This window comes from Actinomadura sp. NPDC049382 (genome assembly GCF_040677125.1).
Lineage (GTDB): Bacteria > Actinomycetota > Actinomycetes > Streptosporangiales > Streptosporangiaceae > Spirillospora > Spirillospora geliboluensis.
In genome coordinates, this window is the sequence record NZ_JBFARO010000035.1 from 1 (window position 1) to 24,772 (window position 24,772).

The window sequence follows — 24,772 nt, forward strand, 5'->3', positions numbered from 1 at the left end:
GGTGTCTTCCGCGAAGCTCCAGCGGAGCGGAAGACACCCTCAACCCGCGCCGCGGGGGGTGTGGGGGGTCGCCCCCCCACACACACAGAGCGGAAGACACCCTCAACCCCCGCCGCGGGGGGTGTGGGGGGTCGCCCCCCCACAATGTCAGGCCCGAACGACGATCGTGTTGCAGATCTTGTCGGCGAAGGTCTGCTTGCGGTCGTCCCACAGCGGCCAGAGGAAGCCGATGTAGCACAGGAAGCTGTCGGCGATGTGGGCGATCTTGCGGACGAACGCCATGCCGAAGCCGATGGGCTGGCCGGTCTGCGCGCTCACCAGGCGGATGCCCATCTGGCGCTTGCCGATGGACTGGCCGGTGGTGCCCTCCTGGTAGCAGATCCACAGGCCGCCCGCGATGGACAGCGCCATGCCGACCAGCATGAACAGCAGGCCGAGCACTGCGGCGCCGCCGCTGCCGGAGCTGGTCAGCAGCATGCTGAGCAGGTAGAGGACGAAGACCGGACCGGCGAAGATCAGGTAGTCGATGATGTAGCCACCGGCACGCGAGCCCCATTCGGCCAGTTGGCCGGTCGAGCCGTAGTGGTGGTGGTGGACCTCCTGGTAGCCCGGCTGGGCGGGAGGCTGCTGGCCGTAGCCCGGCTGCGCGGGGGGCTGCTGGCCGTATCCGGGCTGCGCCGGGGGCTGGCCGTAGCCCGGCTGCGCGGGCGGCTGGCCGTAACCGGGCTGCGCCGGGGGCTGGCCGTAGCCGGGCTGGGCCGGGGGCTGCTGGCCGTACCCGGGCTGTTGCTGCCCGTAGCCCGGCTGCTGACCGTACGGGTCGTAGGGGTTACCCACACTTGCTCCTTTTTGATTGACCCTGTGGTTATGTGACGCCCGCCGGACCCGGTGGGCTCCGCAAGTCTGGCCGAGGTTCGACTTCGGCTCAAACCCGCAGGACGTCCAACCGGACGAGCTGCCACAGCTCCGACCCCACGAGGGCGGTGCCGAGCATCCAGGCACGGGTCTTCGGCTGGAGTGCCCACCACCGTCGTCCCAGGCCCAGCGGTGCGGCGGCGACGGCGATCGCGCCGGTCAGGGCGACCGGGTTCGCGAGGACGGCCTGGACCGGACGGCCCGAGCCGAGCTCGATGAACACGGTCGTGCCCCCGCACATGGGACACGGGATTCCGGTGAGCGCCCGTAGGGGACAGAGCACGCCGGGGTCGTTGACGCGGTGGATCCATGACGCGCCGATGGCCGCGACGGCCATCGCCGCAACGCGCAGCGCCGTCCCCAGGGGGCCGTGCCGCGCTGCGGTGAGGGTCCGGCTGACGATCCCGCCGAGCGCACCTTGCGGTGCACCGGTGGCCGCCGCCCCGGGCGCTCCCCCCAACGAATCCTCCGCCTCGATGACATACAGGTGAGTGCACCCGTATATCGGGTGCACCCGGAGGCAGGTCAAGTGCGGGCAACGATCCGCGACAGGACCGTTACGGAGTGCACGGCGACTCCACCCCAGGGGTAAGAGTAAGACAAATGGGCAGGTACGTGGGCACTCTTTCTTGCTAAGAGTTTCATGAATCGTCGGCGGCGCACGCGTGGGGGAAAGCAGGGGCGCGAGAGGAACGCGTGCGGAACGCGCCGGCCGAGATCACGATGCCTCGTACCGAGATCACCGTGCCACGTACGAGGAGGACCCGACGTGCGGTGAGAACCCGACGTGCGGTGAGAACCCGCCGTGCGGTGAGAACCCGCCGTGCGGTGAGGGCCCCGGTGCGACGCGAGGCCCCGGGGGCGTCAGCTCTGCGCGGCGGCGCCGACCACAAGCGGACCGCCGGGGGCGGGCAGGTGCTCGGCCTCGACGACGTCGGCGATGACGGCGGTGATGTTGTCGGGGCCGCCGTTGTCGCGGGCCAGCTCGATCAGCCGGTCGACGGCGCGCTGCGGATCGGCCTCCGCCGACACGACCTCGTAGATCGCCTGCGCGTCGACCGGGCCGCTCAGGCCGTCCGAGCACAGCAGGTACCGGTCGCCGAGCCGGGCCTCGCGCAGGCGCAGGTCGGGCTCGCGGTCCTCCCGGCCGTCCAGCACCCGGTACAGCACGTGGGAGAGCCGCGACGTCTCGGCGGGGTCGGCCTGCTGGCCGGCCTGCTCCGCCTCCGCCTTCAGCAGCTCGTCCATCGTGTGGTCCTGGGTCATCTGGAACAGCTCGCCGTCGCGGAGCAGATAGCCGCGCGAGTCGCCGACGTGCGCCAGTGCCACGGACTCCCCGGACCAGAGCATCGCGGTGAGCGTGGTGCCCATCCGGCTGAGGTCGGGACGTTCCTCGCGGACGATGCGGAGCTTCTCGTTGGCCTCGGCCACCGCGCGGCCCAGCATGTCAACAAGATCGTCCTTGGGGGCAGCGGTGTCCAGCGAGCGCAGTGAGCCGATGACGGTCGAGCTCGCGACCTCGCCGCCCGCATACCCGCCCATGCCGTCCGCGACCGCGATCAACCACGCACCGGCGTACCCCGAGTCCTCGTTGTTCTCGCGGTTGCACCCGATGTCGCTGCCTGCTGCGTACCTGATTGCTACGTTCATACCAATTTCGATGACGATCCTGTCAGAGGAGTTGTATCAGTAGCGGACAGTGGATTCCCCGGTTTCCCCGGCGGAGCCGGACGATCCGACACCGTGCCGGACCGCGTACAGCGCCGCCTGCGTCCGATCCTGGACTCCCAGTTTCATGAGCAGATTACTGACGTGCGTCTTGACCGTCTTCTCGGACACCACGAGCGCGCGCGCGATCTCCCGGTTGGACCTGCCCCGCGCGATGTGCACGAGCACCTCCCGTTCCCGTTCGGTCAGCGCGGCCATGCCGCGGTCGTCGTCCCGCTCCGCCGTCCCGTCCCGCAGCATCGCCTCGGCCGCGTCCGGCGCGAACAGGACGTGCCCGTCGTTGACCGCCCGGATCGCCTGGACGAGCGCCTGCGGATCGACGTCCTTGTACAGGTACCCGGCCGCACCCGCCTGCACGGCCGGCAGCACCTGGCCCCGCTCCGTGACGCTGGTGAGGACCAGGACCCGTGCCGTCACCCCACGAGCCCGCAGCTCCGTCAGCGCGGCCAGACCGTCGGCGCCCGGCATCTTGAGGTCCATGAGCACGATATCGGGCTCCAGCGATTCGGCCAGTGTCACGGCCGACGCGCCGTCCTCGGCCTCGCCGACGACCTCGATGTCGTCCTGGATGCCGAGGAACGTGCGCAGCCCCTGCCGGACGACCGGATGGTCGTCGGCGATGAGCACCTTGATGACACCCGGCTCCGCCATCACAGCGCCACCTCCAGCCGGACGGTCGTGCCCCGGCCGGGCACAGCGTCGATCGTGAGCTCACCGCCGATGGAGTGCGCCCTGGCGCGCATGGAGGCGAGCCCCAGCCCGCCCTGGGGCTCGGTGTCGGACGCGTCGAAACCGGTCCCGTCGTCGGCGACCTCCAGCACGGCCTGGCCGTCCGCCGTGGCGAGCCGTACCTCCACAGTGCTCGCGCGGGCGTGTCGCAGCGCGTTGTAGAGCGCCTCCTGGGTGACCCTGAACGCGACGGCCTCGTGCTCCTCCGGCAGGACGACGGCCTCGTCGGCGGAGAAGCGCACCTCGGCCTCGTGCGCCCGGTCGAGGACCTCGACGTGCTTGCGCAGCGACGCGACCAGGCCGTCCGCGAGGTCGGCGGGGCGCAGCTCGAAGATCACGGCGCGCAGCTCGGCGAGGGCCGCGGCGGCGAGCCGCTCGACCTGCGCGAGCTCCTGGACGGTCCGCGCCGGGTCGCGCTCGGCCAGCGCGGACGCGGTGCGCGCCGTCAGCCGCAGCGAGAACAGCTTCTGCGCGACGGCGTCGTGCAGCTCGCGGGCCAGCCGGTTGCGCTCCGCGACGACGGTCAGCTCGCGGTTGTGCTCGTAGAGGCGGGCGTTCGCCATCGCGATCGCGGCGTGCGCGGCGAACAGGGTGAGGAGTTCCTCGTCGCCCTCGGTGAAGCCGCCGGGGGTGCGCTTGTTGGCCAGGAAGACGATGCCGAGCACGTCCTCGCCGTCGCGTATCGGCACGCCCAGGAAGTCCTTCAGGACGGGGTGCGCGACCGGCCAGCCCTCGAACTCCGGCTCCCGGCGGATGTCGCCGAGCCGCTTCGGCACGTCGCCCTTCAGCATCGCGGCGAGCATGCCGTGCTGGCGGGGCAGCGGGCCGATCCGCTCCCACTCCTCCTCCGACACGCCCTCGACGACGAACTCGGCGAACGACCCCTCGTCGTCGGGCACGCCGAGCGCCGCGTAGCGGGCGTCCAGCAGCTGCGCCGCCGCCCGCACGATGACCTGCAGCACCTCGTGCACGGACAGGTGCCGGGTCACCGCGAGCACGGCGGAGCTGACGGCGTGCAGGGTCGCGCCCTGGTCGCCGCGGCACCCGTCGTCGGTCTGCATCCCGGCCTCTCGTCCTCCCGGGCCGCCCCTCGCGAGCGGCCCGGATGAGCTCCCCGCGGTGCTCACTGCTGAAGACCGTACTCTCTGGGCGGGTCTTCCCGAATCAGCCTGGACGAGTATCCCCGCCGCCGGAGCGGGACCCGGGTCCTACGACCATCAGACGAGCCGCCGGGGAACCGGCGGCCGATGCCGCCGGACGCCCCGGATTCCTAGCGTCGGTGACATGAAGACGGCACTGATCACAGGAGGCTCCCGGGGCCTCGGGCGGGCGCTCGCCGCCGAGCTGGCGCGGGACGGCTGGACGCTCGTCATCGACGGCCGCGACCCCGTCGTCCTGGCGGCCGCCGCCGCGGAGACGGGCGCGACCGGCATCGCCGGGGACGTCGCCGACCCCGCGCACCGGGCCGCCCTCGTCCAGGCCGTGTCCGGCGGGCTCGACCTGCTCGTCAACAACGCGAGCACCCTCGGGCCCACGCCGATGCCCCGGCTGGACGCGCTGCCGGTGGCCGACCTCGCGGACACGCTCGCGACGAACGTGCTGGCGCCGCTCGCCCTGATCCAGGAGGTCCTGCCGAGCCTGCGGGGGCGGCGCGGCGCGATCCTCAACATCACGTCGGACGCGGCCGTGGAGGGCTACGAGACATGGGGCGGCTACGGGACGTCCAAAGCGGCGCTGGAGCAGCTGTCGAACGTCCTCGCGGCCGAGGAGCCCGACGTGGCCGTGTGGTGGGCGGACCCCGGCGAGATGAACACGGACATGCTGCGCGCGGCCGGCGAGGACGCGGACGCCGCGCCCCCGCCCGCCGAGGCCGCCGCCGCCCTGCACCGGCTGATCGCCGACCGCCGCCCGAGCGGCAGGTACCGCGCCTCCGACCTGGTGAGCGGGCGATGACGGCCGTCCTGGACCATGATCGCGTGGTTGATTCGGGGCGAAGTGTCCTTTCTGCAGGTTTTCGTGGTCCGACGTTCGGGATCGTGCTGGTCGTCACGCTGCTGGCGTTCGAGAGCATGGCCGTCGGCACCGTCATGCCGGTGGTCGCGTCCGACCTGGACGGCCTGGCGCTGTACGCGTGGGGGTTCAGCGCGACGCTGATCAGCAGCCTGCTGTCCACGGTCCTGGCGGGCGGCTGGGTGGACCGGTCCGGCCCGGCGCGGCCGCTCATGATCGGGCTGAGCACGTTCGTCGTCGGGCTCGTGGTCGCGGGCGCGGCGCCGGCCATGGGCGTCTTCGTCGCCGGCCGCGCGGTGCAGGGCCTCGGCACCGGCGTCTCGCTCGTCGCGATCTACGTCGTGATCGCCCGCGTGTACCCGGAGGCGCTGCGGCCGCGGGTGTTCGCGGCGCTGTCGGCGGCGTGGGTGCTGCCGTCGCTGATCGGCCCGGCGGTCGGCGGCGCGGTGGCCGAGCACGCCGGCTGGCGGTGGGTGTTCCTCGGGCTGATCCCGCTGGTGATCCCGCCCGCGCTGCTGCTGGTGCCCGTGATCCGCCGCGTCAAGCCGGTGGACGCCGCCGCTGGGGCCGGCGCCGGGGCCGGCAAGGCGCGGTACGTCGCCGCCGTGGCCGTCGCGGGCGGCGCCGGCGTCCTCCTCTACGGCCTCGACGGCGCGGGCTGGGCGATGCTCCCCGCCGCCGTGGCGGGCCTCGCCGGGCTCGCGTACGGCCTCCCCCGGCTGCTGCCCGCCGGGACGCTCCGGCTGCGCCGCGGGCTGCCCAGCGTCGTCCTCGTCCGGGGCCTGCTGTCGGGCGCGTTCGTCGGCACCGACGTGTTCATCCCGCTGGCGCTGACGAAGCTGCACCACTTCAGCCCGACGCAGGCGGGCATCGTCCTCACGGTCGGCGCGCTCGGCTGGTCGGCCGCGGCGCAGATCCAGGGCCGCTCCCGGCGCCCCCGCGAGTTCTACGCACTCCTCGGCGCCGTGCTCGTCACCGCCGGGATCGTCCTCGCCGCCGTCGCGCTGCAGCTGTCCGGCTGGCTCGCCGCCCCCGCGTGGATCGTCGGCGGCGCCGGGATGGGCTTCGCGATCGGCAGCCTGTCCGTCCTGCTCCTCGCCCTGTCCCCGGAGGACGAGCAGGGCGTCAACTCGTCCGCGCTCCAGATCAGCGACACCCTCGGCTCCTCCCTCGTGGTCGGCGCCGCGGGCGCGCTCGTCACCGGCTTCGGCGTCGACCGGCTCGGCACCGGGCTCGCCGTCGCCGGCGTGCTGTTCGCCGCGATCGCCCTCCTCGGGGTCGTCGCCGCTCTCCGGCTGGAGGTCTCGAAATGACCGTCGACTTCACCCTGCCGCCCGCCCTCGAAGCCCACGAGCCGCCGGAGGCGCGCGGCCGGACCCGGGACGGCGTCCGCCTCCTGGTGTCGCGGCGCGCGTCCGGCGCGGTCTCCCACCACGCGTTCCGCGACCTGCCGGCGCTGCTCGACCCCGGCGACCTGCTCGTCGTGAACACCTCGGCGACGCTGCCCGCCGCCGTCCGGCTCGACCGGATCAGCGTGCACTTCTCCACCCCGGTGCCCGGCGGCGACGACCGGCTGTGGCTCGTCGAGCTGCGCCGCCTCGCCGGGAAGGCCAGCCGCCCCTACGCCGGCGGCTGCCCCGGCGAGTGGATCCCGCTGCCCGGCGGCGCCACCCTCACCCTCGTCGAGCGGCACACCCGCCGGCTGTGGCGGGCGCGGCTCAGCACCGACGTCGTGCCCTACCTGCGGCGCCACGGGACGCCGATCAGGTACGGGTACGTCCGCCGCGACTGGCCGGCCGCCGCCTACCAGACCGCGTTCGCCCACGACAGGACGACCGGCAGCGCCGAGATGCCGAGCGCGGGCCGCCCGTTCACGCCGGAACTGGTGACGGAGCTGGTCTCGCGCGGCGTCCTGATCGCCCCGATCACGCTGCACACCGGCGTCGCGTCCCCCGAGGCGCACGAGCCGCCGTACGCCGAGCGCTACCGCGTCCCGGAGCCGACCGCGGCGCTGGTCGAGCACGTCCGCGCCCGGGGCCGGCGGGTGATCGCCGTCGGCACGACCGCCGTCCGCGCCCTGGAGACGGCCGTGGACGCCTCGGGACGCGTCCGCCCGTCCTCCGGGTGGACCGAGCACCTCGTGACGCCGGAGGGCGGCGTCCGAGCCGTGGACGGCCTCCTCACCGGCCTGCACGAGCCCGCGTCGTCCCACCTGCGGATGCTCACCGCCATCGCGGGCCGCGACCTGCTGGCCGCCACCTACGCGGCGGCCCTGGCCGAGCGGTACCTGTGGCACGAGTTCGGCGACCTCAACCTGATCATGTAGCCGTCTCGCATGCCGGACCTGCCGCACGCCCCCCACGTCAGGGCCGGTACCGTGAAAACAGTTATGGACGGGTCAGCACAGCGCACGCTCCTCATCACACTCACCGGACGCGACCGCCCCGGCGTGACCTCGCGCCTGTTCCGGACGCTCGCCGACTTCCCGCTCACGGTCGCCGACGTGGAGCAGGTCGTCATCCGCGGCCGGCTCGTCCTCGGGGTCCTGCTCGCCTACAGCGAGGGCGCCGACATCGGCCGCGTCTGGAACGCCGCCGAGCACGTCGCGAACGACCTCGACATGGAGATCGAGCTCTCCACGGGCCGCAACCGGCGGATGCCGAAGCGCACCGGGCGGCTGCACGTCACCGTCCTCGGCGCCCCGCTGAAGCCCGCCGCCATGGCCGGGATCTCCGGGCGGATCTCCGCGCACGGCGCCAACATCGACCGCATCGAGCGGCTCGCGCAGACCCCCGTCACCTGCATCGAGATGGACGTCTCCGGCGCCGACCCGGACGCGCTCCGCGCCGCCCTCACCGCCGAGGCCGCCGAGCAGCAGGTCGACGTCGCCGTCCAGCAGAGCGGGCTGAGCCGGCGCGCCAAGCGGCTGATCGTCATGGACGTCGACTCCACCCTCATCCAGGGCGAGGTCATCGAGCTGCTCGCCGAGCACGCCGGCTGCCTCGACGAGGTCGCCAAGGTCACCGAGGCCGCGATGCGCGGCGAGCTCGACTTCGAGGGCTCCCTCCGCGAGCGCGTCGCGCTGCTCGCCGGGCTCGACGCCGCCGCCATCGACGACGTCCGCGAGAAGCTGCGGCTCGCCGCCGGCGCCCGCACCATGGTCCGCACGCTGAAGCGCCTCGACTACAAGTTCGCGATCGTCTCCGGCGGCTTCACCCAGGTCACCGACGCCCTCGTCGACGACCTCGGCATCGACTACTCCGCCGCGAACACGCTGGAGATCGTCGACGGCAAGCTCACCGGCCGCGTCACCGGCCGCGTCATCGACCGCGCCGGCAAGGCCACCGCGCTGGAGCGCTTCGCCCGCGAGGCCGGCATCCCGATCAGCCAGACGGTCGCGATCGGCGACGGCGCCAACGACCTCGACATGCTCCAGGCCGCGGGCCTCGGCATCGCCTACAACGCCAAGCCGGTCGTCCGCGAGGCCGCCGACACCGCCGTCAACGTCCCCTACCTCGACACGATCGTCTTCCTCCTCGGCATCTCCCGCGAGGAGGTCGAGGCGGCCGACGCCGCCGACGCCGCGGCCGACCGCCCGAACCCCGCCGCGTAGGCCCGCCGCCCCCGCTAGGGTCGCGGGTCATGATCTTTCGGCGTACGGGCGGCGCCGGGGCGGTCGACTGGGCCTCCCTCCGGCACGCGTGCGGCCCGGCGGACGACGTGCCGCGGCTGCTGCGCACCGCCGTCGGACGCGACGACGGCGCCGCGCGGGAGGCGCTGGGCGAGCTGGCCGCCCGCCTCGCCCACCAGGGCACCCCGTACCCCGCCACGGCGGCGGCGGTGCCCGTCCTGATCGAGCTGGCCGCCGCGCGGCGGACGCGGCGGCGCCCGGAGCTGCTGTGGCAGCTCGCCGTCATCGCCGAGAGCACCGGCGCCGCACCCGAGCTGGTGGAGGAGATCCGGGCGGCGCTGCGCGCGGGCGCGCGGCGGCTGCTGAAGCTGCACGCCGACCCCGACGTCCGGGTGCGGCGGATGGCGTCCTACACGGTGGGGCAGCTCCCCGCCGACGGCGTGCCCCTCGCGCGGCTGCGGGAGATGCGGGACGCCGAAGGCGACGACGAGGCCGCGGCCGAGCTGCTGCTGGCCGCCGGGGCGCTGCACCCGAAGGAGGCGGCGCCGTGGCTGGCGGACGAGCTCGCGGCGGGACGTCCCGTCCTCACGCGGGCCGCCGCCGCCTGGTCGCTGGCGGTGTACGGCGAGTCGTTCGGCCCGGCCGCCGTGGCCGCCGTCCGGGAGTGCTGGGCGAAGTACGACCCGTTCCGCGACAGCCCGTGGTCGGACGGCTCGCTCAGCGAGATCATCTCCTCCGCTCCCCTGGAGGACGCCGTCGAGCTGGCCGGCGCCTTCCTGCGGGACGAGCCGGGGGAGAACGCCTCGCGGGTCGTCGGCGGAATGCGGTGGCGCTGCCTGTTCTTCCGGTCCGCCCGGACGGGGTTCGGGGACGTGCTCGCCGAGGCCGTCTCCCATCCCGACATCGAGGTGCGTGCGGCGGCGGCCGCGCTGCTCGTGGAGGTCGGGCAGGCCGTCCCCGCCGCCGTCGCCGTACTCGCGGAGTACGCGAAGGCGCCGCCGGAGACCGCTCTCACCGACCGGCGGCACTGGCTCCACGGCCTGCGCACGTCCGAGGGGCGCCTCCTCGCCGCCGCGCTCCGCCTGCTCGTCATGGCCGACCACCCGGACTGGCGGCCCGCCGTCCTCGGCGCCTTCGGCGCGGGATGGTTCGACGGCGAGACCGTCGGCCTGCTCGCGGAGCGCGGGCTGCCGCCCGACCCGGCGCTGCTGGACGTCCTGCGCCCGCACCTGGCGTCCGCCGAGAGGGAAACGCTCATGGCCCACGAGCCGGACGTCGCCATACCCGCGCTCCTGACCGCCTGGGGCCCGGACGCCGCCGCCGCGACGCCCGAGCTGGCCGGCCTCGTCTCCCACGAGCGGCTCGCCGCCGTCACGACGCTGCGGGCGATCGGGCCGGGCGCCTCCGCCGCAGTGCCCGCCCTCACCGAGGCCGCGACCGGTTCCGGCTCTTGGGATTTCCGCGAGGCGTGCGCCGAGGCGCTCGCCGCCATCACCGGCGACGGCGAGCACCTCGCCCGGTTCGTGCGAGACGCGGCGGCCGCCGGCGAGACCGTCCCGGCGGCACGCCTCGCCCGGACGCACGGGCTCCCGCTGGACGACCTCCTGCCCGCCCTGCGGGACCTCGCCGCGACCGACACGGCGGACTTCGACGGCTGCGAGCGGCGGATCGGCGCGGCCGAGATCGTCCTGGACCTCACCGGCGACACCGCCACCGCCCTGCGCGCCGCCGAGGCGGTGCTGGCGGACGGCCGCGCGCCCGCGATCCGAGCCGCCCGGCTCGCCGGACGGCTCGGCGCGGAGGCCGCCGCCCTCGTGCCCGCCCTGCGCGCGATGGACGACGACGTCACGTCCCACTACCCGGCCGCCCTGGCGATCAAGGAGATCACCGGGGAGAGTGGTCCGCTGCTCGACGCCGTCGCCCGCCGGCTCCTGGAGCACGGCGCGGGCCCCTGGCTCGCCGAGGCCGCCCGCGAACTGGGCGACGCGTTCGAACCGCTGGTTCCGGGCCTGCGCCGGCAGGCGGGCATGGACCGCAACACCCTCCCGCCGACGTCCCTCGACACCCTCATCCCCGGGGACCTGGAGCAGCTGTCCGTCCTCGCGGACGTGCTCGCCGCCTGGGACGGCCGCGACCGCCCGGCCGATCCGGGCCTTAGGCAGTGATCATCGGGGTACGGGTGAGGCGCGGGGAGAGGGCTCTCCGCGGGCGGGCGACTGAAGGCGGAGGGACCGGCGGTGCTGCAGCGTGCGCGCGAGGCGTACGTTCAGGCGAACGGGCAGGCGACGCCCATGTACGGGGTCGCCGCGGCCGTCGCCGTGGCGGTGCCGTTGATCGCCGGGGCGCTGACCGGGCACGCCGCGCAGGGCTCCATGATCGCCCTCGGCGCGTACCTGGTGGCGCTGCGGGCGCCTGAGGGACCGTACGGGGCGCAGGCCCGCAGCCTCACCGTCGGGGTGCTGGTCGTCGCGGTCGGGGCCGGGGTCGGCGGGCTGCTCAGCGGGCACCTGTGGCCGACCGTGATCGTGGTGCCGCCGCTGATCGCGCTCGGCGTCGCGGTGCCGCGGATCGGGTCCACGGCCGGGCTGGCGGTGCTGCTCAGCGCGGTCCGGCCGCCGTCCGCCGACGTGATCGACATCGGGCTGCTGGAGCTGATCGGCGGCCTGTTCACCGCCGGGCTGCTGCTCGCGCCGTGGCCCGCGCGGCGGCTGCGCCCGCTGCGCGCCTCGCTCAGCGAGTGCGCCGACGCCGTCGCCGAGGCGCTCGACGCCGTCGCCGAGGACGTCGCCCCGCACGACGCCGGACCGCTCGACGCCGTCGAGATCACCAACCCGGACCTGCGCGCCGTCACCCGGATCCCCGACTGGGAGGCCAAGCGGCGGGCCGCGTCCGAGGCGCTCACCGAAGCCCGAGCGACCTACCGCCTCTACCGGACGGGACGCGGCCGCAGCGACCCCACCCGGCCCGAACGGCTCATCGACGCGCTCGGCCGCGTCCTCCACGAGACGGTGACGCTGCAGGCCGTCCTGGAGGCGGCGAAGAACTATCCGCCGGACCGCGAGTGGCAGCTGGAGACGCAGACCGCGATCTCCGCGCTCGCCGCGCGGCTGCGGCTGCTCGCCGGGGCCGTCGCGACGGCGGGCGAGGCGCCGCTCGGCCGGGAGGAGTCCGCGGCCGTCCGGCGGATGGGGCGGGCGGCCGAGCAGATCCGGCGCGCCGGGCTCGCCGGCGACGAGGACCTCGTCGCCGTCGCGCTGATCGGCCAGGTGCGCCGCTCCATCGACCGCATCGCCGGCGAGGTCGCCTCCACCCGCCGGATCGTCGCGAGCGGCCTGCGGATCGGGTTCGGGCCGCCGCGCCTGCCCGGCAGCCTCGACCCGCTGCCGGCGTGGGACCGGATGGGGCATGCCGTCCGCACCCGGTCACCGGCGTTCCGGCAGGTGGCGCGTGTGTTCGTCACGGCGGTCGTGTCGATGGCGCTGGCCGCCGCGCTCGGCCTCTCGCACGGGCACTGGCTGACGATCACCGCGATGCTGAGCCTGCGCGCCACCTACGGCGAGACCGTCGACCGGCTCGTGCAGCGCGTCGGCGGCACCGCGGCCGGGTCCGCCGTCGCCGCGGTCATCCTCACCCTGGCGCCGGGGCAGCTCACCGTCGCCGTGATCGCCTTCGCGTTCGCGTTCGCCGGGTTCGCGATGCGGTCGGTGAACTTCGCCTACTGGGCGCTGTTCGGCACGCCGCTCGCGATGATGCTGCTCGACTTCTCCACACCCGCCGGCTGGGCCACCGCGGGGGAGCGGATCGCGCTGACCATCGCCGGGACTGCGCTGTCCTACCTCGCCGTCCGGCTGCTGTGGCCCGCCGGGCACCTGGAGCGGCTGCCCACGCAGCTCAACCGGCTGCTGCGCACCCACGCCGACCTCGTCCGCGCGACGGCGGACGTCCTCGCGGGCGAGCAGGTCCGGCTGCCGCACGACACGATCGTCGCGGCGGAGCGGGCGGCGGAGGCCGTCGCCGAGACCCGCACCCGGCTCGGCCACGAGCGGCTGCCCGACACCGAGCTGATCAACGAGCTGCGGACCGCCGTGGACGCCGCGCACCGCACCCGCGACCACCTCATCGCGGTCGCGCGGCTGTCCCGGGAGAAGGCCGTCGACACCGGGCCCGTCCCCGAGATCCTCGACCGGCTCGCCGACGAGTTCGAGGAGACCGCCGTGCTGCTGGAGGAGCCGGAGGAACTCGACCCGAAGCACGTCCCGCCGGTCGAGGAACTCGGCGAGGAGCTCGCCGACCTCGACTCGCACCTGTCCACGCTCACCCGGCGGCGCCGCGCCGAGATCAAGGCGGGCATCGACCGCGACGAGGTCACCCCGCTCCGGCAGGCGCTGCTGCAGGTGTCGGGCACCCGCTACACGATCAGGTCGCTGCGCCGGGACGCCGGGACGGTCGTCGAGTCCTCCCTCATCGCCGCGGCGCCCCGCCCCTGAAGTCAGTCCTTCGGCGTGTGGACGGTGCGGAGCGTCCCGAGGCCGGGCCGCACCTCGCTCCACGCGCCCGGCAGGTCGATCACCGCGAGCGCGCAGGTGGGGAACGTGGCCGGCGCCTCCCCGGTCAGGTCGTGGACGAACTGGTGCACGGACGGGTTGTGCCCGACCAGCAGCAGCGTCCCGGCGTCCTCCGGGGCCTCGGCGACGAGGCCGAGCAGCTCGTCCGGGTCGTTGGCGTAGATCACCGGCTCGTGGTCCGCCGGCGCGTCCACCGCCAGCAGGTCGAGCGTCTCCCGCGTGCGGGCCGCCGGCGAGCAGAGCACCCGGTCGGGGACGAGTCCGTTCGCGCGCAGCCACTCCCCGGCCGCCGCGGCGTCGCGGCGCCCGCGGTCGTTGAGGACGCGGTCGATGTCGGCCGTGCCGAACCCGGCGACGGCCTTCGCGTGCCTGAGCACGATGAGCGTGGGCATGACCGCAACATTAGGCGGGCGGTCACGGCGCGGCGAGCGCCGCCAGCCCCCACAGCACGAGAAGGATGCCGAGCATCCCGCAGATCACGAGGGCGAACCCCTTGGGCCCCGACATCGCCGGCTTGCCGCCGCCGCTCGTCACAGCGCCTCCCGATGGTCCCGTCCGGGGCCGGAGACGTCCGGCCCTCCCCCCAAGCGTACGGCCGCCCACCCATGCTCCGAACCCGCCCCCGCCCAAGCCGATGACCAGCGGGCTCCGAGCCGGGAGACCCCCTCCAGGTCCTGGGACGCTTCGTCCCCCGGACATGCGAAGGGCCGGCGGTGGCTGCGCCGCCGGCCCTTCCAGGGTGATGCGTCTAGCCGTTCTTCGCGGACTCCTCCTCGGAGGTCGCGGCGCCGTTGGAGTCGGCGCCGACGGCCGCCTCCTCGGGAGCGGCCTCCTCGACGGCCTCGGCCTTGCCGCCGTCCACGGACGCCTTGCCGGACGTCCCGCCCTCGACCGGCGAGCCGCCCGCGGGGGCCGCCTCGGCGATCGGGTCGGCGCGCCGCTTGGAGATCACGATCGCGGCGACGACGACCCCGACGGACAGCACGGTCACGCCGACGCGCAGCGCGGTGTTGCCCGCGTAGGTCACCACCGCGTCCGCGATCAGCAGCGCGACCAGGTTCATCACCTTGATCAGCGGGTTGATCGCGGGACCGGCGGTGTCCTTGAACGGGTCGCCGACCGTGTCGCCGATGATCGTCGCCTCGTGCGCCTCGCTGCCCTTGCCGCCGAGGTGGCCCTCCTCGACGAGCTTCTTGGCGTTGTCCCAGGCGCCGCCGGAGTTGGCGAGGAACACCGCCATCAGCACGCCCGCGGCGATGGCGCCGCCGAGGAACGCGCCGAGCGGCGCGTACCCGAGCGCGAAGCCGACCGCGATCGGCGCCATGATCGCCAGCAGCCCGGGGGTGGCCAGCTCGCGCTGTGCGTCCCGGGTGCAGATGTCCACGACCCGGTCGTAGTCGGGCTTCTCGGTGTAGTCCATGATCCCGGGCTTGGTGCGGAACTGCTCGCGCACCTCCACCACGACCCGGCCGGCCGCCCGGCCCACCGCCATGATCGCCACGCCGGAGAACAGGAACACCACGGCCGCGCCGACGATCAGCCCGATCAGCACGTTCGGGCTCGCGATCGACAGGTTGAAGTCGAGGAACTCGGCGCCGATCGCGTCCTTCGCGCTGCTGGACGCGTCACCGAGCGCCGCGATCACCGTCGTCCGGAACGAGCCGAACAGCGCGGTCGCGGCGAGCACCGCCGTCGCGATCGCGATGCCCTTGGTGATCGCCTTGGTGGTGTTGCCGACGGCGTCCAGCCGCTCCAGGACGGACGCGGCCTCGCCCTGCACGTCCCCGGACATCTCCGCGATGCCCTGGGCGTTGTCCGACACCGGCCCGAAGGTGTCCATCGAGACGATGACGCCGACCGTGGTCAGCAGCCCGGTGCCGGCCATCGCCACCGCGAACAGCGCGACGGTGGTGTTGCCGAAGCCGAGCAGGAACGCCCCGTACACGGCGCCGCCGATGACGAGCGCGGTGTAGACGGCCGACTCCAGGCCGAGCGAGATGCCGGACAGGATGACGGTCGCCGGGCCCGTCCGGGCGCTGTCGGTGACCTCCTTGACCGGCTTGCGGTTGGTCTCGGTGAAGTAGCCGGTGAGCAGCTGGATGATGCTCGCCAGCACGATGCCGATGATCACCGAGCCGAGCGCGACCCAGCGCGGGTCGGCGTCCAGCCCGCGGATCGACTCGTCCGCGACGCCCTTCAGGTCGGCGAACGACGACGGCAGGTACACGAACGCGGCGATCGCCACGAGCACCGCCGAGATGCCCGCCGAGATGAAGAACCCGCGGTTGATCGCCGACATGCCGGAGCGGTCCCCGGCGCGCGGCGCCACCGCGAAGATGCCGATCACCGCGGTGACCACCCCGATCATCGGGACGATCAGCGGGAACACCAGGCCCTCGGTGCCGAACGCCGCGGTGCCGAGGATGAGCGCGGCGACCAGCGTCACCGCGTACGACTCGAACAGGTCGGCGGCCATCCCGGCGCAGTCGCCGACGTTGTCGCCCACGTTGTCGGCGATCGTCGCGGCGTTGCGCGGGTCGTCCTCCGGGATGCCCTGCTCGACCTTGCCGACGAGGTCGGCGCCGACGTCGGCGGCCTTGGTGAAGATGCCGCCGCCGACGCGCATGAACATGGCGAGCAGCGCGGCGCCGAAGCCGAAGCCCTCCAGCACCTTCGGCGCGTCGCCCTGGTAGGCGAGGACGACGACCGCCGCGCCGAACAGGCCGAGGCCCACGGTGAACATGCCGGCGACGCCGCCGGTGCGGAACGCGATCCGCATCGCGGTCTTCTCGCCGTCCGCCTCGCGGGCGGCGGCGGCGACCCGGACGTTGCCGCGCACCGCGAGCCACATGCCGGTGAACCCGGTGACGGCGGAGAACAGCGCGCCGATGACGAAGAAGATCGACCGGCCGATCCGCTCGCTCGTCGAGTCGGCGGGAAGCAGCAGCAGAACGAGCGGGATCAGTACGACGAAGACCGCGACCGTTCGGAACTGGCGTTTCAGGTAGGCACTGGCGCCCACCTGTACGGCCCGCGCGATCTCTTGCATCTTGGCGGTGCCCTGGCCCGCGGCCAGGACATCGCGGACGAGACCCGCGGCGACGGCCAGTGCGAGCAGCGCGATCACGGCGACGACGACGACCAGGGAGAGGTCGCCGCCGCCGAGATCCACTTCTGCGCTGGCCGGGCTTGACAGGGAAAACCCGGACATCCGTCCTCCTCGACAGGGGCGTTGCGACTCGATCGTCACAAAGAAGACGATCTTTACCGCGTACCCCGCGAGTCATGATTTCGAACACCTCGCACGGCAACGCGGGTGCCGGGAGTCTACGCACGCGCAAGTCGAATGTTAAGGCCGCACGGCCCTTCACAGAGATGTCGCCGAAATGCAACGAGCAATACGCCGGGATTTGACCCATACGCCCGCCCAGCCGCCATCACCCCAGGTCAACTGGGGTAAACCGTCCCTTACCTCACCGTCACCCTGACGAGGGCATACGACATTGGACGCACCGGCCCGACGCCCGGCGTCCCATTCAAGCTAGGCATTAACACGGAATATGTCCAGACCCAAATCGGCCGAACCGAGATCAACTACAAGAGAATCTCACAACCCTCGCAACACCAGCCCCACCACCCCCAAATCCAGAACCGGCCAACAGCCCCCACTAGACGAGAACAGCACCAACCCCAGCAACGAACACGCCCCACCCCCACCGACCACGCGCAGCGATGGCAAGAGAGAGCGTGTGCGTGGGTGAAGGACGGGCTCTAGTCAGTGATGGGGAGCGTGCAGTGGGCGTCCCAGACGGGAGGCCAAGGACGTCGCGGTCGGACCGGTCGTGAAGGTCGCGCTGCCGCGCGGCGGCTGGGCGGCCGGGTGTGGCACCTGGGCGGCGGCGGACGAGAGCGAGTGGCAGGCGCGAGTGGGTGCGTACCTGCACAGGAGAGCGGTGGGGAGGTGCCTTGGCGGTCCCGGCGGGCGGGCCGAGGGGTCGCTGGGGTGAGGTGCGTGAGGACGACTGAGGCCCCGCCGGGGGTGGCGGGGCCTTGGGTCGTCAGTGGGGGCGCGCGTGCTTCTAGATGGTCGCCTCGGCCTCGGCCGGCCAGCTCATCCGGATCTGGACTCCCTTGGGCGTGGCGGCGATCTCCACGTCGTCGGCGAGGCCGGCGATGACCGCCAGGCCCAGCTCGGCGGTGCCCTCGCCCCAGCCGGAATCGAACTCGCCCTCGTCCAGTGCCGCCGAGAGGTCGCCCGGCGTGTCGTCGCCGGGGACGGTGTCGCTGACGGTCACCTCGAAACGGCGGTCGGCGCCGTTCAGTTCGAGGCGGACGGGCTCGTCCGGGCAGTGCCGGCGATGCGCCTCCACGGCGCGCGAGCACGCCTCGCCGACCGCGAGCCTGACCTCGTCCAGCAGCGGCTCGGCGACGCCACTGCGGCGGGCCACGGCGGTCACGATCAGGCGGGCGGTCCGCACATGGACGGGCAGCGCGCTGAAGGACAGTTCAACGGTCGACATCTTCGAGCCGCGGGCCGCCTACTTGGCGCCCTTGCGCTTCTCCTCGGCCTCGGCGATCGAGTCGTGGATGCCGAAGACCTTGGTCAGCCCCGTGATCCGGAAGATCTTGAGGATGCGCTCCTGGGTGCAGACCAGTTCCAGCGAGCCGTCGTGCGCGCGGACGCGCTTCAGCCCGCCCACGAGGACGCCGAGCCCGGTGGAGTCGAGGAACTCCACCTTCTCCATGTCCACGAGCAGGTGGAACTTGCCCTTGTTGACCAGGTCGATGAGCTTCTCGCGAAGCTTCGGCGCCGTGTAGACGTCGATCTCGCCCTCCACGTTGATGACGGTGAGGCCATCGTCGGTGGTGTAGTCGTTCACCTTCAGGTCCACAGATCCTCCACGCGCCGTGCAGCACTATCCGATCTCGATGCCCGGTGGCCGGCCATCGAGACTTCGCCGTGATTCAACCACGCTCCGGCGTCGTACACGCACGTAATCGCCCACTCGGGCGAAAGTTCGCGCCATCCCGTCTGACCTGCTGATCTACCGGCCAGGTCGGGGGGACGGGCATACCGGCGCCGGGGCGTTCCCGTAGTTCTGCCCAGGCTGGCAAACTGAAAACCTGATGGGCGTCCAAAGATCTTCAACTCCCCTCGACCGGCTCCTCGCGGACCCTTCGCGGCGCGACCGCATCACCCATGTGGAGAGCGTTCCCGCACGTCAGGGCCGCCGGGCCGGGTGGCCGTCCTGGGCGCCGCCGCTCCTGGTGGAGCGGCTCGCCGCGGCGGGCATCGAGGCGCCCTGGGAGCACCAGGTCGCCGCCGCCGAGCACGCCCGTGCCGGACGGTCTGTGATCATCGCCACAGGGACCGCGTCCGGGAAATCCCTCGCCTACCTGCTGCCCTGCATCGATGCCATCTATGCGGGGGAGGAGAATCCGCGCCGGGAAGGGACCGTCCTCTACCTGTCTCCCACCAAGGCCCTCGCCGCCGACCAGCTCCGTGCGCTCCGTTCCCTGCACCTCACGCGTGTGCGCGCGGCGACCTACGACGGCGACACCCCGCAGGATGAGCGGACGTGGGTCCGCCAGCACGCGAACTACGTGCTGACCAACCCCGACATGCTGCACCGGTCGATCCTGCCGGGGCACGCACGGTGGTCGTCCTTCCTGCGGCGCCTCCAGTACGTGGTCATTGACGAAGCCCATGGCTACCGCGGTGTCTTCGGGTCGCACGTCGCACAGGTGTTGCGCCGGCTACGCCGGATATGCAAGCGGTATCACGCGTCCCCCACGTTCATACTCGCGTCGGCGACGACGTCCTCGCCGGCGTTGGCCGCGTCCCGTCTCACTGGGGTGGACGTGGTCGCGGTAGACGACGATGCCTCACCGCGTGGCCCCGCGACGTTCGCGCTATGGGAACCGCCGTTGACGGAGCTGCGCGGTGAGCGCGGTGCGCCCGTCCGTCGTACCGCCACGGCCGAGGCAGGTGACCTTCTGGCCGACCTTGTTGTCGAGGGTGTTCAGACGCTCGCGTTCGTCCGCTCTAGGCGCGGGGCAGAGTCGGTGGCGCTCAGCGCCAAGCGCGCGCTGCACGAGGTAAGCCCGGACCTGGCCGACCAGGTCGCCGCCTACCGTGCGGGTTATCTGCCTGAAGAACGGCGTGCTCTGGAGGCCGCCCTCCGCTCGCGTTCGATCATCGGCTTGGCCAGCACGAACGCGCTGGAGCTCGGTGTTGACGTCTCCGGGCTCGACGCCGTCCTCGTCTGCGGCTGGCCGGGCACCCGCGCGTCCCTCTGGCAGCAGGCCGGACGCGCCGGACGATCCGGGCAGGCCGCCCTCTCCGTCCTCGTCGCCCGGGACGACCCGCTCGACACGTTCCTCGTCCACCACCCCGAGGCGATCTTCGGGACGCCGGTCGAGGCGACCGTTCTCGACCCGGACAACCCGTACGTCCTGGAACCGCACCTCTGCTCCGCCGCGTCCGAGATGCCGCTCACCGAGGACGACCTCCCGCTGTTCGGCCCGGCGACCGCCGACCTGCTGCCCGACCTCGTCCGCCGGGGCTTCCTCCGGCGTCGCCCTGCGGGCTGGTACTGGACGCGCCGCGACAAGGCCGCCGACCTGGCCGACATCCGCGGAGCCGGCGGCGCACCCATCCAGGTGGTGGAGCTGGCAACGGGTCGCCTACTCGGCACCGTGGACGAGGCTTCAGCGCACACCACCGTCCATGAAGGCGCGGTGTACATCCATCAGGGCGAGTCCTACATCGTCCAAACCCTGGACCTAGACGACTCTGTCGCGCTCGTAGAGGCGGCCGACCCCGACTATTCGACGACCGCCCGCGATGTAACCGACATCAGCATCGTCGAACGGCTGCGCTCGACCTCCTGGGGCGAGGCCACGCTCAACTTCGGAACCGTCGAAGTCACCCGTCAGGTGGTCGCCTACCAGATGCGCCGTCTGCAAACGGGTGAGATGCTCGGCGAGAAGCCTCTGGACCTACCGCCTCGCACCCTCCGCACCCGCGCCGTCTGGTGGACGCTCTCGGAGACGCAGGTTTCCGCTCTGGACGACGACCTCGATCTGGCGGGCTCTGCCCACGCCGCCGAACACGCCTCGATCGGCCTGCTTCCACTGTTCGCCACGTGCGACCGCTGGGACATCGGGGGCGTGTCCACCGCCGTCCACCCCGACACAGAGCTCCTTACCGTCTTCGTGTACGACGGCCATGAGGGCGGTGCGGGATTCGCCGAACGCGGCTACGGGGACGCCGCCTCCTGGCTGCGCGCCACGCGCGACGCGATCGCGTCCTGCGAATGCGACTCGGGCTGCCCGTCCTGCATCCAGTCACCGAAGTGCGGCAACGGCAACGACCCCTTGGACAAGCACGGCGCGATCACCCTGCTCGACGTCCTCCTGTCCGGAGCCTCCGAGTAGCCCGGCGGCGGGCCTCAGTTCGGTGCGACGCGCTGGGCCGGGACCGGCGGCTGGTCGTCCATGCCGCGGCGCGCCTGGGCGAGCGCCTGCTGCAGCTTCCGGCGCTCGAGTTCGAGCGTCTGCAGGGACTCCTCGTGCTCGTCCCGCAGGTCGCGCAGCTCCCGCCGCACGTTCATCGCCCGCCGGAACCCCAGCGTGGCGACCATCATCCCGGCCATGAACACGATCGCGACCACGGCGCCGGCCATGAAGATGTGCCACTGCTGCGTGATCCCGGGTATCTCGTCGCCGAACACTGCCAACCGCGCATCACCAGTGTTGTCCAGCACGACGGCGACACCGGCCGCGGCGGCGGCGAGCGCGACGATCAGCCCCAGAATGATCATGCGGGGTCTCCTCTCCATCAGGCCCGGCGGGGACAGGGCCGAGGTCTCGGACGACAGGGACGCATTGCCGGACGATCCGGGCGATCCGACTGGCAAGGCAGCCTAGACCCTGCCCATACGCCCCGCCAGCCCACCTGATCAGCGGGCGTCCCGCCCGCCCCACGTCCGGCCACCGCGCTCCGCCCCCGTCGTCACAGCGCCCCGGGCAGGCTCAAAACGCCCAATGACCGGGCAAAAGACCTCCGATCGGCGGCCTCCCCACCCGGTCGGCGCCGCGCGCTCCAGCTCGTCGATGCCACCGGCCATGATCGTGCGGATGTGCTCGGTGATGTGCTGGAGCGGCCAGTCCCACCAGGCCAGGGCCAGGAGCCGCCGGATGTCGTCCTCGCTGTAGCGGCGGCGCAGAAGCCTCGCCGGGTTGCCGCCGACGATGCCGTAGTCGGGGACGTCGTCCACCACCACGGACCCGGAGGCGATGATCGCGCCATGCCCGATGCGGACGCCGGGCATCACCATGGCGCGGTAGCCGAGCCAGACGTCGTTGCCGAGCACGGTGTCGCCGCGTCCGGGCAGGCCGGTGATCAGGTCCATGTGCTCGGCCCAGGAGCCGCCCATGATCGGGAAGGGGAACGTCGACGGGCCGTCCATCCGGTGGTTGGCGCCGTTCATGATGAACCGCACGCCCTCGCCGAGCGCGCAGAACCGCCCGATGACGAGCTTCTCCGGCCCGTAGTGGTACAGGACGTTGCGGGTCTCGAACGCCGTCGGATCGTCCGGATCGTCGTAGTAGGAGAACTCTCCGACCTCGATCAGCGGCGAGGTGATCAGCGGTTTCAGCAGCACCACGCGCGGCTGGCCGGGCATCGGATGCACCACGGTCGGGTCGGCGGGGGCAGACGGCATGAAGGAGTCCTTTCTCGATAGGTATGCAGGGAGACGTCAGGCCCGGGCGCCGGACGTCCGATCCGCCCGTACGGCCAGCCGGGCGCCCCACCAGCGCCGGCTCAACCGGCGGTCATGGCTGACGATGACGACGGCGCCGTCGTACCCGGTCAGAGCCGTCTCCAGCTCCTCGACGAGGGCGGGCGACAGGTGGTTGGTGGGCTCGTCGAGCAGCAGGACGTCCGCCGGCTCACTGAGCAGCCGCGCCAGCGCGAGCCGCTGGCGCCCGCCGGTCGACAGCCGGCCGACCGGCACCGCGAGCCGGTCGGCGTCGAACAGGCCGAGCGACAGCAGCACTTCGGCGTGCTCGTCGGGCTCGCCCTTGCGTCCGCGGGCGAAGGCGGCCAGCACCGACTCGTCCGCGTCCTCGAATCCCGGTTCCTGCGGCAGGTAGCCGATCCGACCGCGCCGGGTGACACGTCCCGCATCCGGTTCAAGCTCACCCGCCAGGACGCGGAGCAGCGTGCTCTTACCCACGCCATTCGGCCCTGTGACCAGCAGATGCTCGCCCGCAGAAAGGGTGAGGCTCATGCAGTCGAGCCGATCGGCGACGGCAACACCGTCCGCCTCCAGCACGGCGCCCCGCAGCGAGCGAGCCCCCAGCACGGGAGTGAAGCGCAGCGGCTCCGGCGGCGCCGGGACCGGATCGGCGAGGAGGCGGCGCAGCCGTTCCTCGGCGTTCCGCACCCGGCTGGCCAGAGACTGCTGCACGCGGCCGCCCGCCCGGTCGTAGGCCATCTTGTTGCCGTCCTTCATCGGACGGCCGGGAGCCACCTGCCGGGCCGTGGTCGCCGCGGCCTCGCGGAGCCGCTCGACATCGGCCCGCCACCGCTCGTGCTCCTGCGCCCAGCGCTGCCGCGCCGCGGCCTTCTCCGCGAGGTAGCCGGCATAGCCGTTCCCGTACCGCACGACACGGCGCCGGTCGGCGTCCACCTCCAGCAGGTCGGTGGTGACGCGTTCAAGGAAGGCCCGGTCATGCGACACCGCGACCGTCGTCCCCCGCCGGGTGCGCAGGTGCTCCTCCAGCCAGCCCAGCGCACTCTCGTCGAGATGGTTGGTCGGCTCGTCCAACAGGAGCACCTCGGGCGCGGACGCGAGAAGGGCCGCCAGCCGCAACCGGACCTGCTCCCCACCGGACAGGCTTCCCGCAGTACGGTCACGCCCCACCAGCCCGAGACCAAGCCCGTGCAGCGCACGCTCCACGCGGGCATCGGCGTCGTAGCCGCCGCGCAACTCGAAGACGGTCAGCAGCTCGCCGTACTCGGCCAGCCCCGACTCGTCGCCGGCGGCCATCGCCGCCTCCAGGCGGCGCATCCGCCGCTCGACCTTCCGGAGATCGCTCAGCGCCCGGTCGATGACCTGCTGGACGGTCTGGTCTGGCGGCAGCCGCTCGTCCTGGGCGAGGTAGCCGACGCCGCCGTCGGCCTGGACGACGACCTCACCCCGATCGGGGCGTTCACGTCCGGCGAGCAGCCGCAGCAAGGTGGTCTTGCCGGAGCCGTTCTCGCCGATGATCCCGGTGCGCCCGCCGGCGGCGAGCGAGCAGGTCACCGAGTCGAGGACGACCCTGCCGTCAAAGGACTTGCCGACGGCGAGCGCGGTGATCTGTACGGGCAAGCGTGCACTCCAAAGCATTCGGGGACGGGACGGGGCGAACGCTTCGGATGAGCACCGACGACTCCACTAATACGACAACTGATGCATTAAGATGGTGCCACAGCCCATCCCTCCAAGCAATCGGACAACCGGCGATGACCTCCGCGACAGCCGGCCGCCGCCCCGGCGGCCGCACCGCCCGCGTCCGCGCGCAGGTGCTCGACGCCGTCCGCGCGGAACTCGGCGAACACGGCTACGACGGACTCACCATGGACGCCGTCGCCGCCCGCGCCGGCGTCCACCGCGCCACGGTGTACCGGCGCTGGACCGACGTCGGCGGCCTCCTCGCCGACGTCCTCGACGCGGCGGGCGACGACGACTGGCGCCCACCGGACACCGGCACCCTGGAAGGCGACCTGGCGGCCCTCAACCACGAGATCCAGGACGCCATGGCCGCCGAACCCCCGATCATGGCGGCCCTGATCGCCGCCTCGTTCCGATCGGAGAAGGCCGCCCGCGCCCAGCAACGCCTCTGGGAGGACCGCTACACCCGCTGCGAGATCGTCGTCACCCGCGCCATCGAACGCGGCGAAACCCCGCCCCGCACCAACGCCCGCCGCCTACTGATCTCCGCCACGGCCCCCATGTACCACCACCTCGTCCTCCTCCGCACACCCCCCGACCCGCACCTCCCCGCCCAAGCCGCCAGAACCACCACCCTCGCCGCCAAGTCCGGCGCCTTCACCTGACCAGCGGCCGTGCGGCCTCCACCCACATCACTCAACGCCTAAGCACTGGCACCACCGCGCGTGGCCGGAAGAACGCCCACG

The 24,772-nt window shown here is 72.9% G+C and carries 20 protein-coding genes; 8 read left to right on the forward strand and 12 right to left on the reverse strand.

The window, feature by feature from the left end:
* Window positions 1-147: 147 nt before the first annotated feature.
* The 5 genes from AB0K34_RS21770 to AB0K34_RS21790 form a co-directional block, all read right to left on the reverse strand.
* Window positions 148-837 carry an RDD family protein gene (locus tag AB0K34_RS21770; protein WP_138639534.1) on the reverse strand — a complete coding sequence of 230 codons (690 nt, stop codon included), beginning with the start codon at window positions 835-837 and terminating at the stop codon, window positions 148-150.
* Window positions 838-925: 88 nt separating this feature from the next.
* Window positions 926-1,375, reverse strand: coding sequence for a DUF2752 domain-containing protein (locus AB0K34_RS21775; protein ID WP_240808288.1), 450 nt, complete (start codon window positions 1,373-1,375; stop codon window positions 926-928).
* Window positions 1,376-1,779: 404 nt separating this feature from the next.
* Window positions 1,780-2,565 (reverse strand): protein phosphatase 2C domain-containing protein, encoded by a 786-nt coding sequence (locus tag AB0K34_RS21780; protein WP_138639535.1) that lies wholly within the window; start codon window positions 2,563-2,565, stop codon window positions 1,780-1,782.
* Window positions 2,566-2,601: 36 nt separating this feature from the next.
* Window positions 2,602-3,294, reverse strand: a complete 693-nt coding sequence (locus AB0K34_RS21785; RefSeq protein ID WP_364550509.1) for a response regulator transcription factor — start codon at window positions 3,292-3,294, stop codon at window positions 2,602-2,604.
* The gene (locus tag AB0K34_RS21790; RefSeq protein ID WP_138639537.1) at window positions 3,294-4,433 is read right to left on the reverse strand and encodes a GAF domain-containing sensor histidine kinase; all 1,140 of its coding nucleotides are present in this window, start codon (window positions 4,431-4,433) and stop codon (window positions 3,294-3,296) included. The genes AB0K34_RS21785 and AB0K34_RS21790 overlap by 1 nt, the downstream gene beginning before the upstream one ends.
* Before the next feature lie 223 nt (window positions 4,434-4,656).
* Between AB0K34_RS21790 and AB0K34_RS21795 the strand changes: the two genes are divergently transcribed.
* From AB0K34_RS21795 to AB0K34_RS21820, 6 genes are all read left to right on the forward strand, one after another.
* Window positions 4,657-5,325, forward strand: a complete 669-nt coding sequence (locus AB0K34_RS21795) for an SDR family oxidoreductase (protein ID WP_138639538.1) — start codon at window positions 4,657-4,659, stop codon at window positions 5,323-5,325.
* 83 nt (window positions 5,326-5,408) lie between these two features.
* On the forward strand, window positions 5,409-6,695 hold the full coding sequence (locus tag AB0K34_RS21800) for an MFS transporter (protein WP_240808289.1): 1,287 nt from the start codon (window positions 5,409-5,411) through the stop codon (window positions 6,693-6,695).
* On the forward strand, window positions 6,692-7,708 hold the full coding sequence (locus AB0K34_RS21805) for an S-adenosylmethionine:tRNA ribosyltransferase-isomerase (protein ID WP_364550512.1): 1,017 nt from the start codon (window positions 6,692-6,694) through the stop codon (window positions 7,706-7,708). The genes AB0K34_RS21800 and AB0K34_RS21805 overlap by 4 nt, the downstream gene beginning before the upstream one ends.
* A 63-nt stretch (window positions 7,709-7,771) precedes the next feature.
* Complete coding sequence (gene serB, locus AB0K34_RS21810) at window positions 7,772-8,995, forward strand: phosphoserine phosphatase SerB (RefSeq protein WP_138639541.1); 1,224 nt, start codon at window positions 7,772-7,774, stop codon at window positions 8,993-8,995.
* Between the two features lie 29 nt (window positions 8,996-9,024).
* The gene (locus AB0K34_RS21815) at window positions 9,025-11,178 is read left to right on the forward strand and encodes a hypothetical protein (protein ID WP_364550514.1); all 2,154 of its coding nucleotides are present in this window, start codon (window positions 9,025-9,027) and stop codon (window positions 11,176-11,178) included.
* Window positions 11,179-11,250: 72 nt separating this feature from the next.
* Window positions 11,251-13,500, forward strand: coding sequence for an FUSC family protein (locus AB0K34_RS21820; protein WP_364550516.1), 2,250 nt, complete (start codon window positions 11,251-11,253; stop codon window positions 13,498-13,500).
* A gap of 2 nt (window positions 13,501-13,502) precedes the next feature.
* Here AB0K34_RS21820 and AB0K34_RS21825 read toward each other — a convergent pair whose 3' ends face one another.
* The 4 genes from AB0K34_RS21825 to AB0K34_RS21840 form a co-directional block, all read right to left on the reverse strand.
* Window positions 13,503-13,970: a histidine phosphatase family protein gene (locus AB0K34_RS21825; protein ID WP_364550518.1), complete on the reverse strand. Its 468-nt coding sequence runs from the start codon at window positions 13,968-13,970 to the stop codon at window positions 13,503-13,505.
* A gap of 356 nt (window positions 13,971-14,326) precedes the next feature.
* Window positions 14,327-16,789 (reverse strand): sodium-translocating pyrophosphatase, encoded by a 2,463-nt coding sequence (locus AB0K34_RS21830; RefSeq protein ID WP_138642175.1) that lies wholly within the window; start codon window positions 16,787-16,789, stop codon window positions 14,327-14,329.
* An 868-nt stretch (window positions 16,790-17,657) separates the two neighbouring features.
* A complete protein-coding gene (locus AB0K34_RS21835) occupies window positions 17,658-18,098 on the reverse strand; it encodes an ATP-binding protein (protein WP_138642076.1) in 441 nt (146 codons plus the stop codon).
* 18 nt (window positions 18,099-18,116) lie between these two features.
* Complete coding sequence (locus AB0K34_RS21840; protein ID WP_021597910.1) at window positions 18,117-18,470, reverse strand: STAS domain-containing protein; 354 nt, start codon at window positions 18,468-18,470, stop codon at window positions 18,117-18,119.
* Window positions 18,471-18,705: 235 nt separating this feature from the next.
* Between AB0K34_RS21840 and AB0K34_RS21845 the strand changes: the two genes are divergently transcribed.
* Window positions 18,706-21,018, forward strand: coding sequence for a DEAD/DEAH box helicase (locus AB0K34_RS21845; RefSeq protein ID WP_138642077.1), 2,313 nt, complete (start codon window positions 18,706-18,708; stop codon window positions 21,016-21,018).
* Between the two features lie 14 nt (window positions 21,019-21,032).
* Here AB0K34_RS21845 and AB0K34_RS21850 read toward each other — a convergent pair whose 3' ends face one another.
* The 3 genes from AB0K34_RS21850 to abc-f form a co-directional block, all read right to left on the reverse strand.
* Window positions 21,033-21,404: a hypothetical protein gene (locus AB0K34_RS21850; RefSeq protein WP_138642078.1), complete on the reverse strand. Its 372-nt coding sequence runs from the start codon at window positions 21,402-21,404 to the stop codon at window positions 21,033-21,035.
* Window positions 21,405-21,542: 138 nt separating this feature from the next.
* Window positions 21,543-22,307, reverse strand: a complete 765-nt coding sequence (locus AB0K34_RS21855) for a CatB-related O-acetyltransferase (protein WP_364550521.1) — start codon at window positions 22,305-22,307, stop codon at window positions 21,543-21,545.
* Between the two features lie 36 nt (window positions 22,308-22,343).
* A complete protein-coding gene (abc-f, locus tag AB0K34_RS21860; protein WP_364550522.1) occupies window positions 22,344-23,963 on the reverse strand; it encodes a ribosomal protection-like ABC-F family protein in 1,620 nt (539 codons plus the stop codon).
* Between the two features lie 134 nt (window positions 23,964-24,097).
* Between abc-f and AB0K34_RS21865 the strand changes: the two genes are divergently transcribed.
* Complete coding sequence (locus AB0K34_RS21865; RefSeq protein WP_301173903.1) at window positions 24,098-24,691, forward strand: TetR/AcrR family transcriptional regulator; 594 nt, start codon at window positions 24,098-24,100, stop codon at window positions 24,689-24,691.
* Window positions 24,692-24,772: the final 81 nt, after the last annotated feature.

Excerpts from the sequence above, each read along its gene's own strand:
- serB (WP_138639541.1), top strand. The coding sequence starts at position 7,772 with ATGGACGGGTCAGCACAGCGCACGCTCCTCATCACACTCACCGGACGC.
- AB0K34_RS21815 (WP_364550514.1), top strand. The coding sequence starts at position 9,025 with ATGATCTTTCGGCGTACGGGCGGCGCCGGGGCGGTCGACTGGGCCTCC.
- AB0K34_RS21795 (WP_138639538.1), top strand. The coding sequence starts at position 4,657 with ATGAAGACGGCACTGATCACAGGAGGCTCCCGGGGCCTCGGGCGGGCG.
- AB0K34_RS21845 (WP_138642077.1), top strand. The coding sequence starts at position 18,706 with ATGGGCGTCCAAAGATCTTCAACTCCCCTCGACCGGCTCCTCGCGGAC.
- AB0K34_RS21830 (WP_138642175.1), bottom strand. The coding sequence starts at position 16,789 with ATGTCCGGGTTTTCCCTGTCAAGCCCGGCCAGCGCAGAAGTGGATCTC.
- AB0K34_RS21790 (WP_138639537.1), bottom strand. The coding sequence starts at position 4,433 with ATGCAGACCGACGACGGGTGCCGCGGCGACCAGGGCGCGACCCTGCAC.
- AB0K34_RS21835 (WP_138642076.1), bottom strand. The coding sequence starts at position 18,098 with ATGTCGACCGTTGAACTGTCCTTCAGCGCGCTGCCCGTCCATGTGCGG.
- AB0K34_RS21865 (WP_301173903.1), top strand. The coding sequence starts at position 24,098 with ATGACCTCCGCGACAGCCGGCCGCCGCCCCGGCGGCCGCACCGCCCGC.
- AB0K34_RS21785 (WP_364550509.1), bottom strand. The coding sequence starts at position 3,294 with ATGGCGGAGCCGGGTGTCATCAAGGTGCTCATCGCCGACGACCATCCG.
- AB0K34_RS21850 (WP_138642078.1), bottom strand. The coding sequence starts at position 21,404 with ATGATCATTCTGGGGCTGATCGTCGCGCTCGCCGCCGCCGCGGCCGGT.
- AB0K34_RS21805 (WP_364550512.1), top strand. The coding sequence starts at position 6,692 with ATGACCGTCGACTTCACCCTGCCGCCCGCCCTCGAAGCCCACGAGCCG.
- AB0K34_RS21780 (WP_138639535.1), bottom strand. The coding sequence starts at position 2,565 with ATGAACGTAGCAATCAGGTACGCAGCAGGCAGCGACATCGGGTGCAAC.
- AB0K34_RS21855 (WP_364550521.1), bottom strand. The coding sequence starts at position 22,307 with ATGCCGTCTGCCCCCGCCGACCCGACCGTGGTGCATCCGATGCCCGGC.
- AB0K34_RS21825 (WP_364550518.1), bottom strand. The coding sequence starts at position 13,970 with ATGCCCACGCTCATCGTGCTCAGGCACGCGAAGGCCGTCGCCGGGTTC.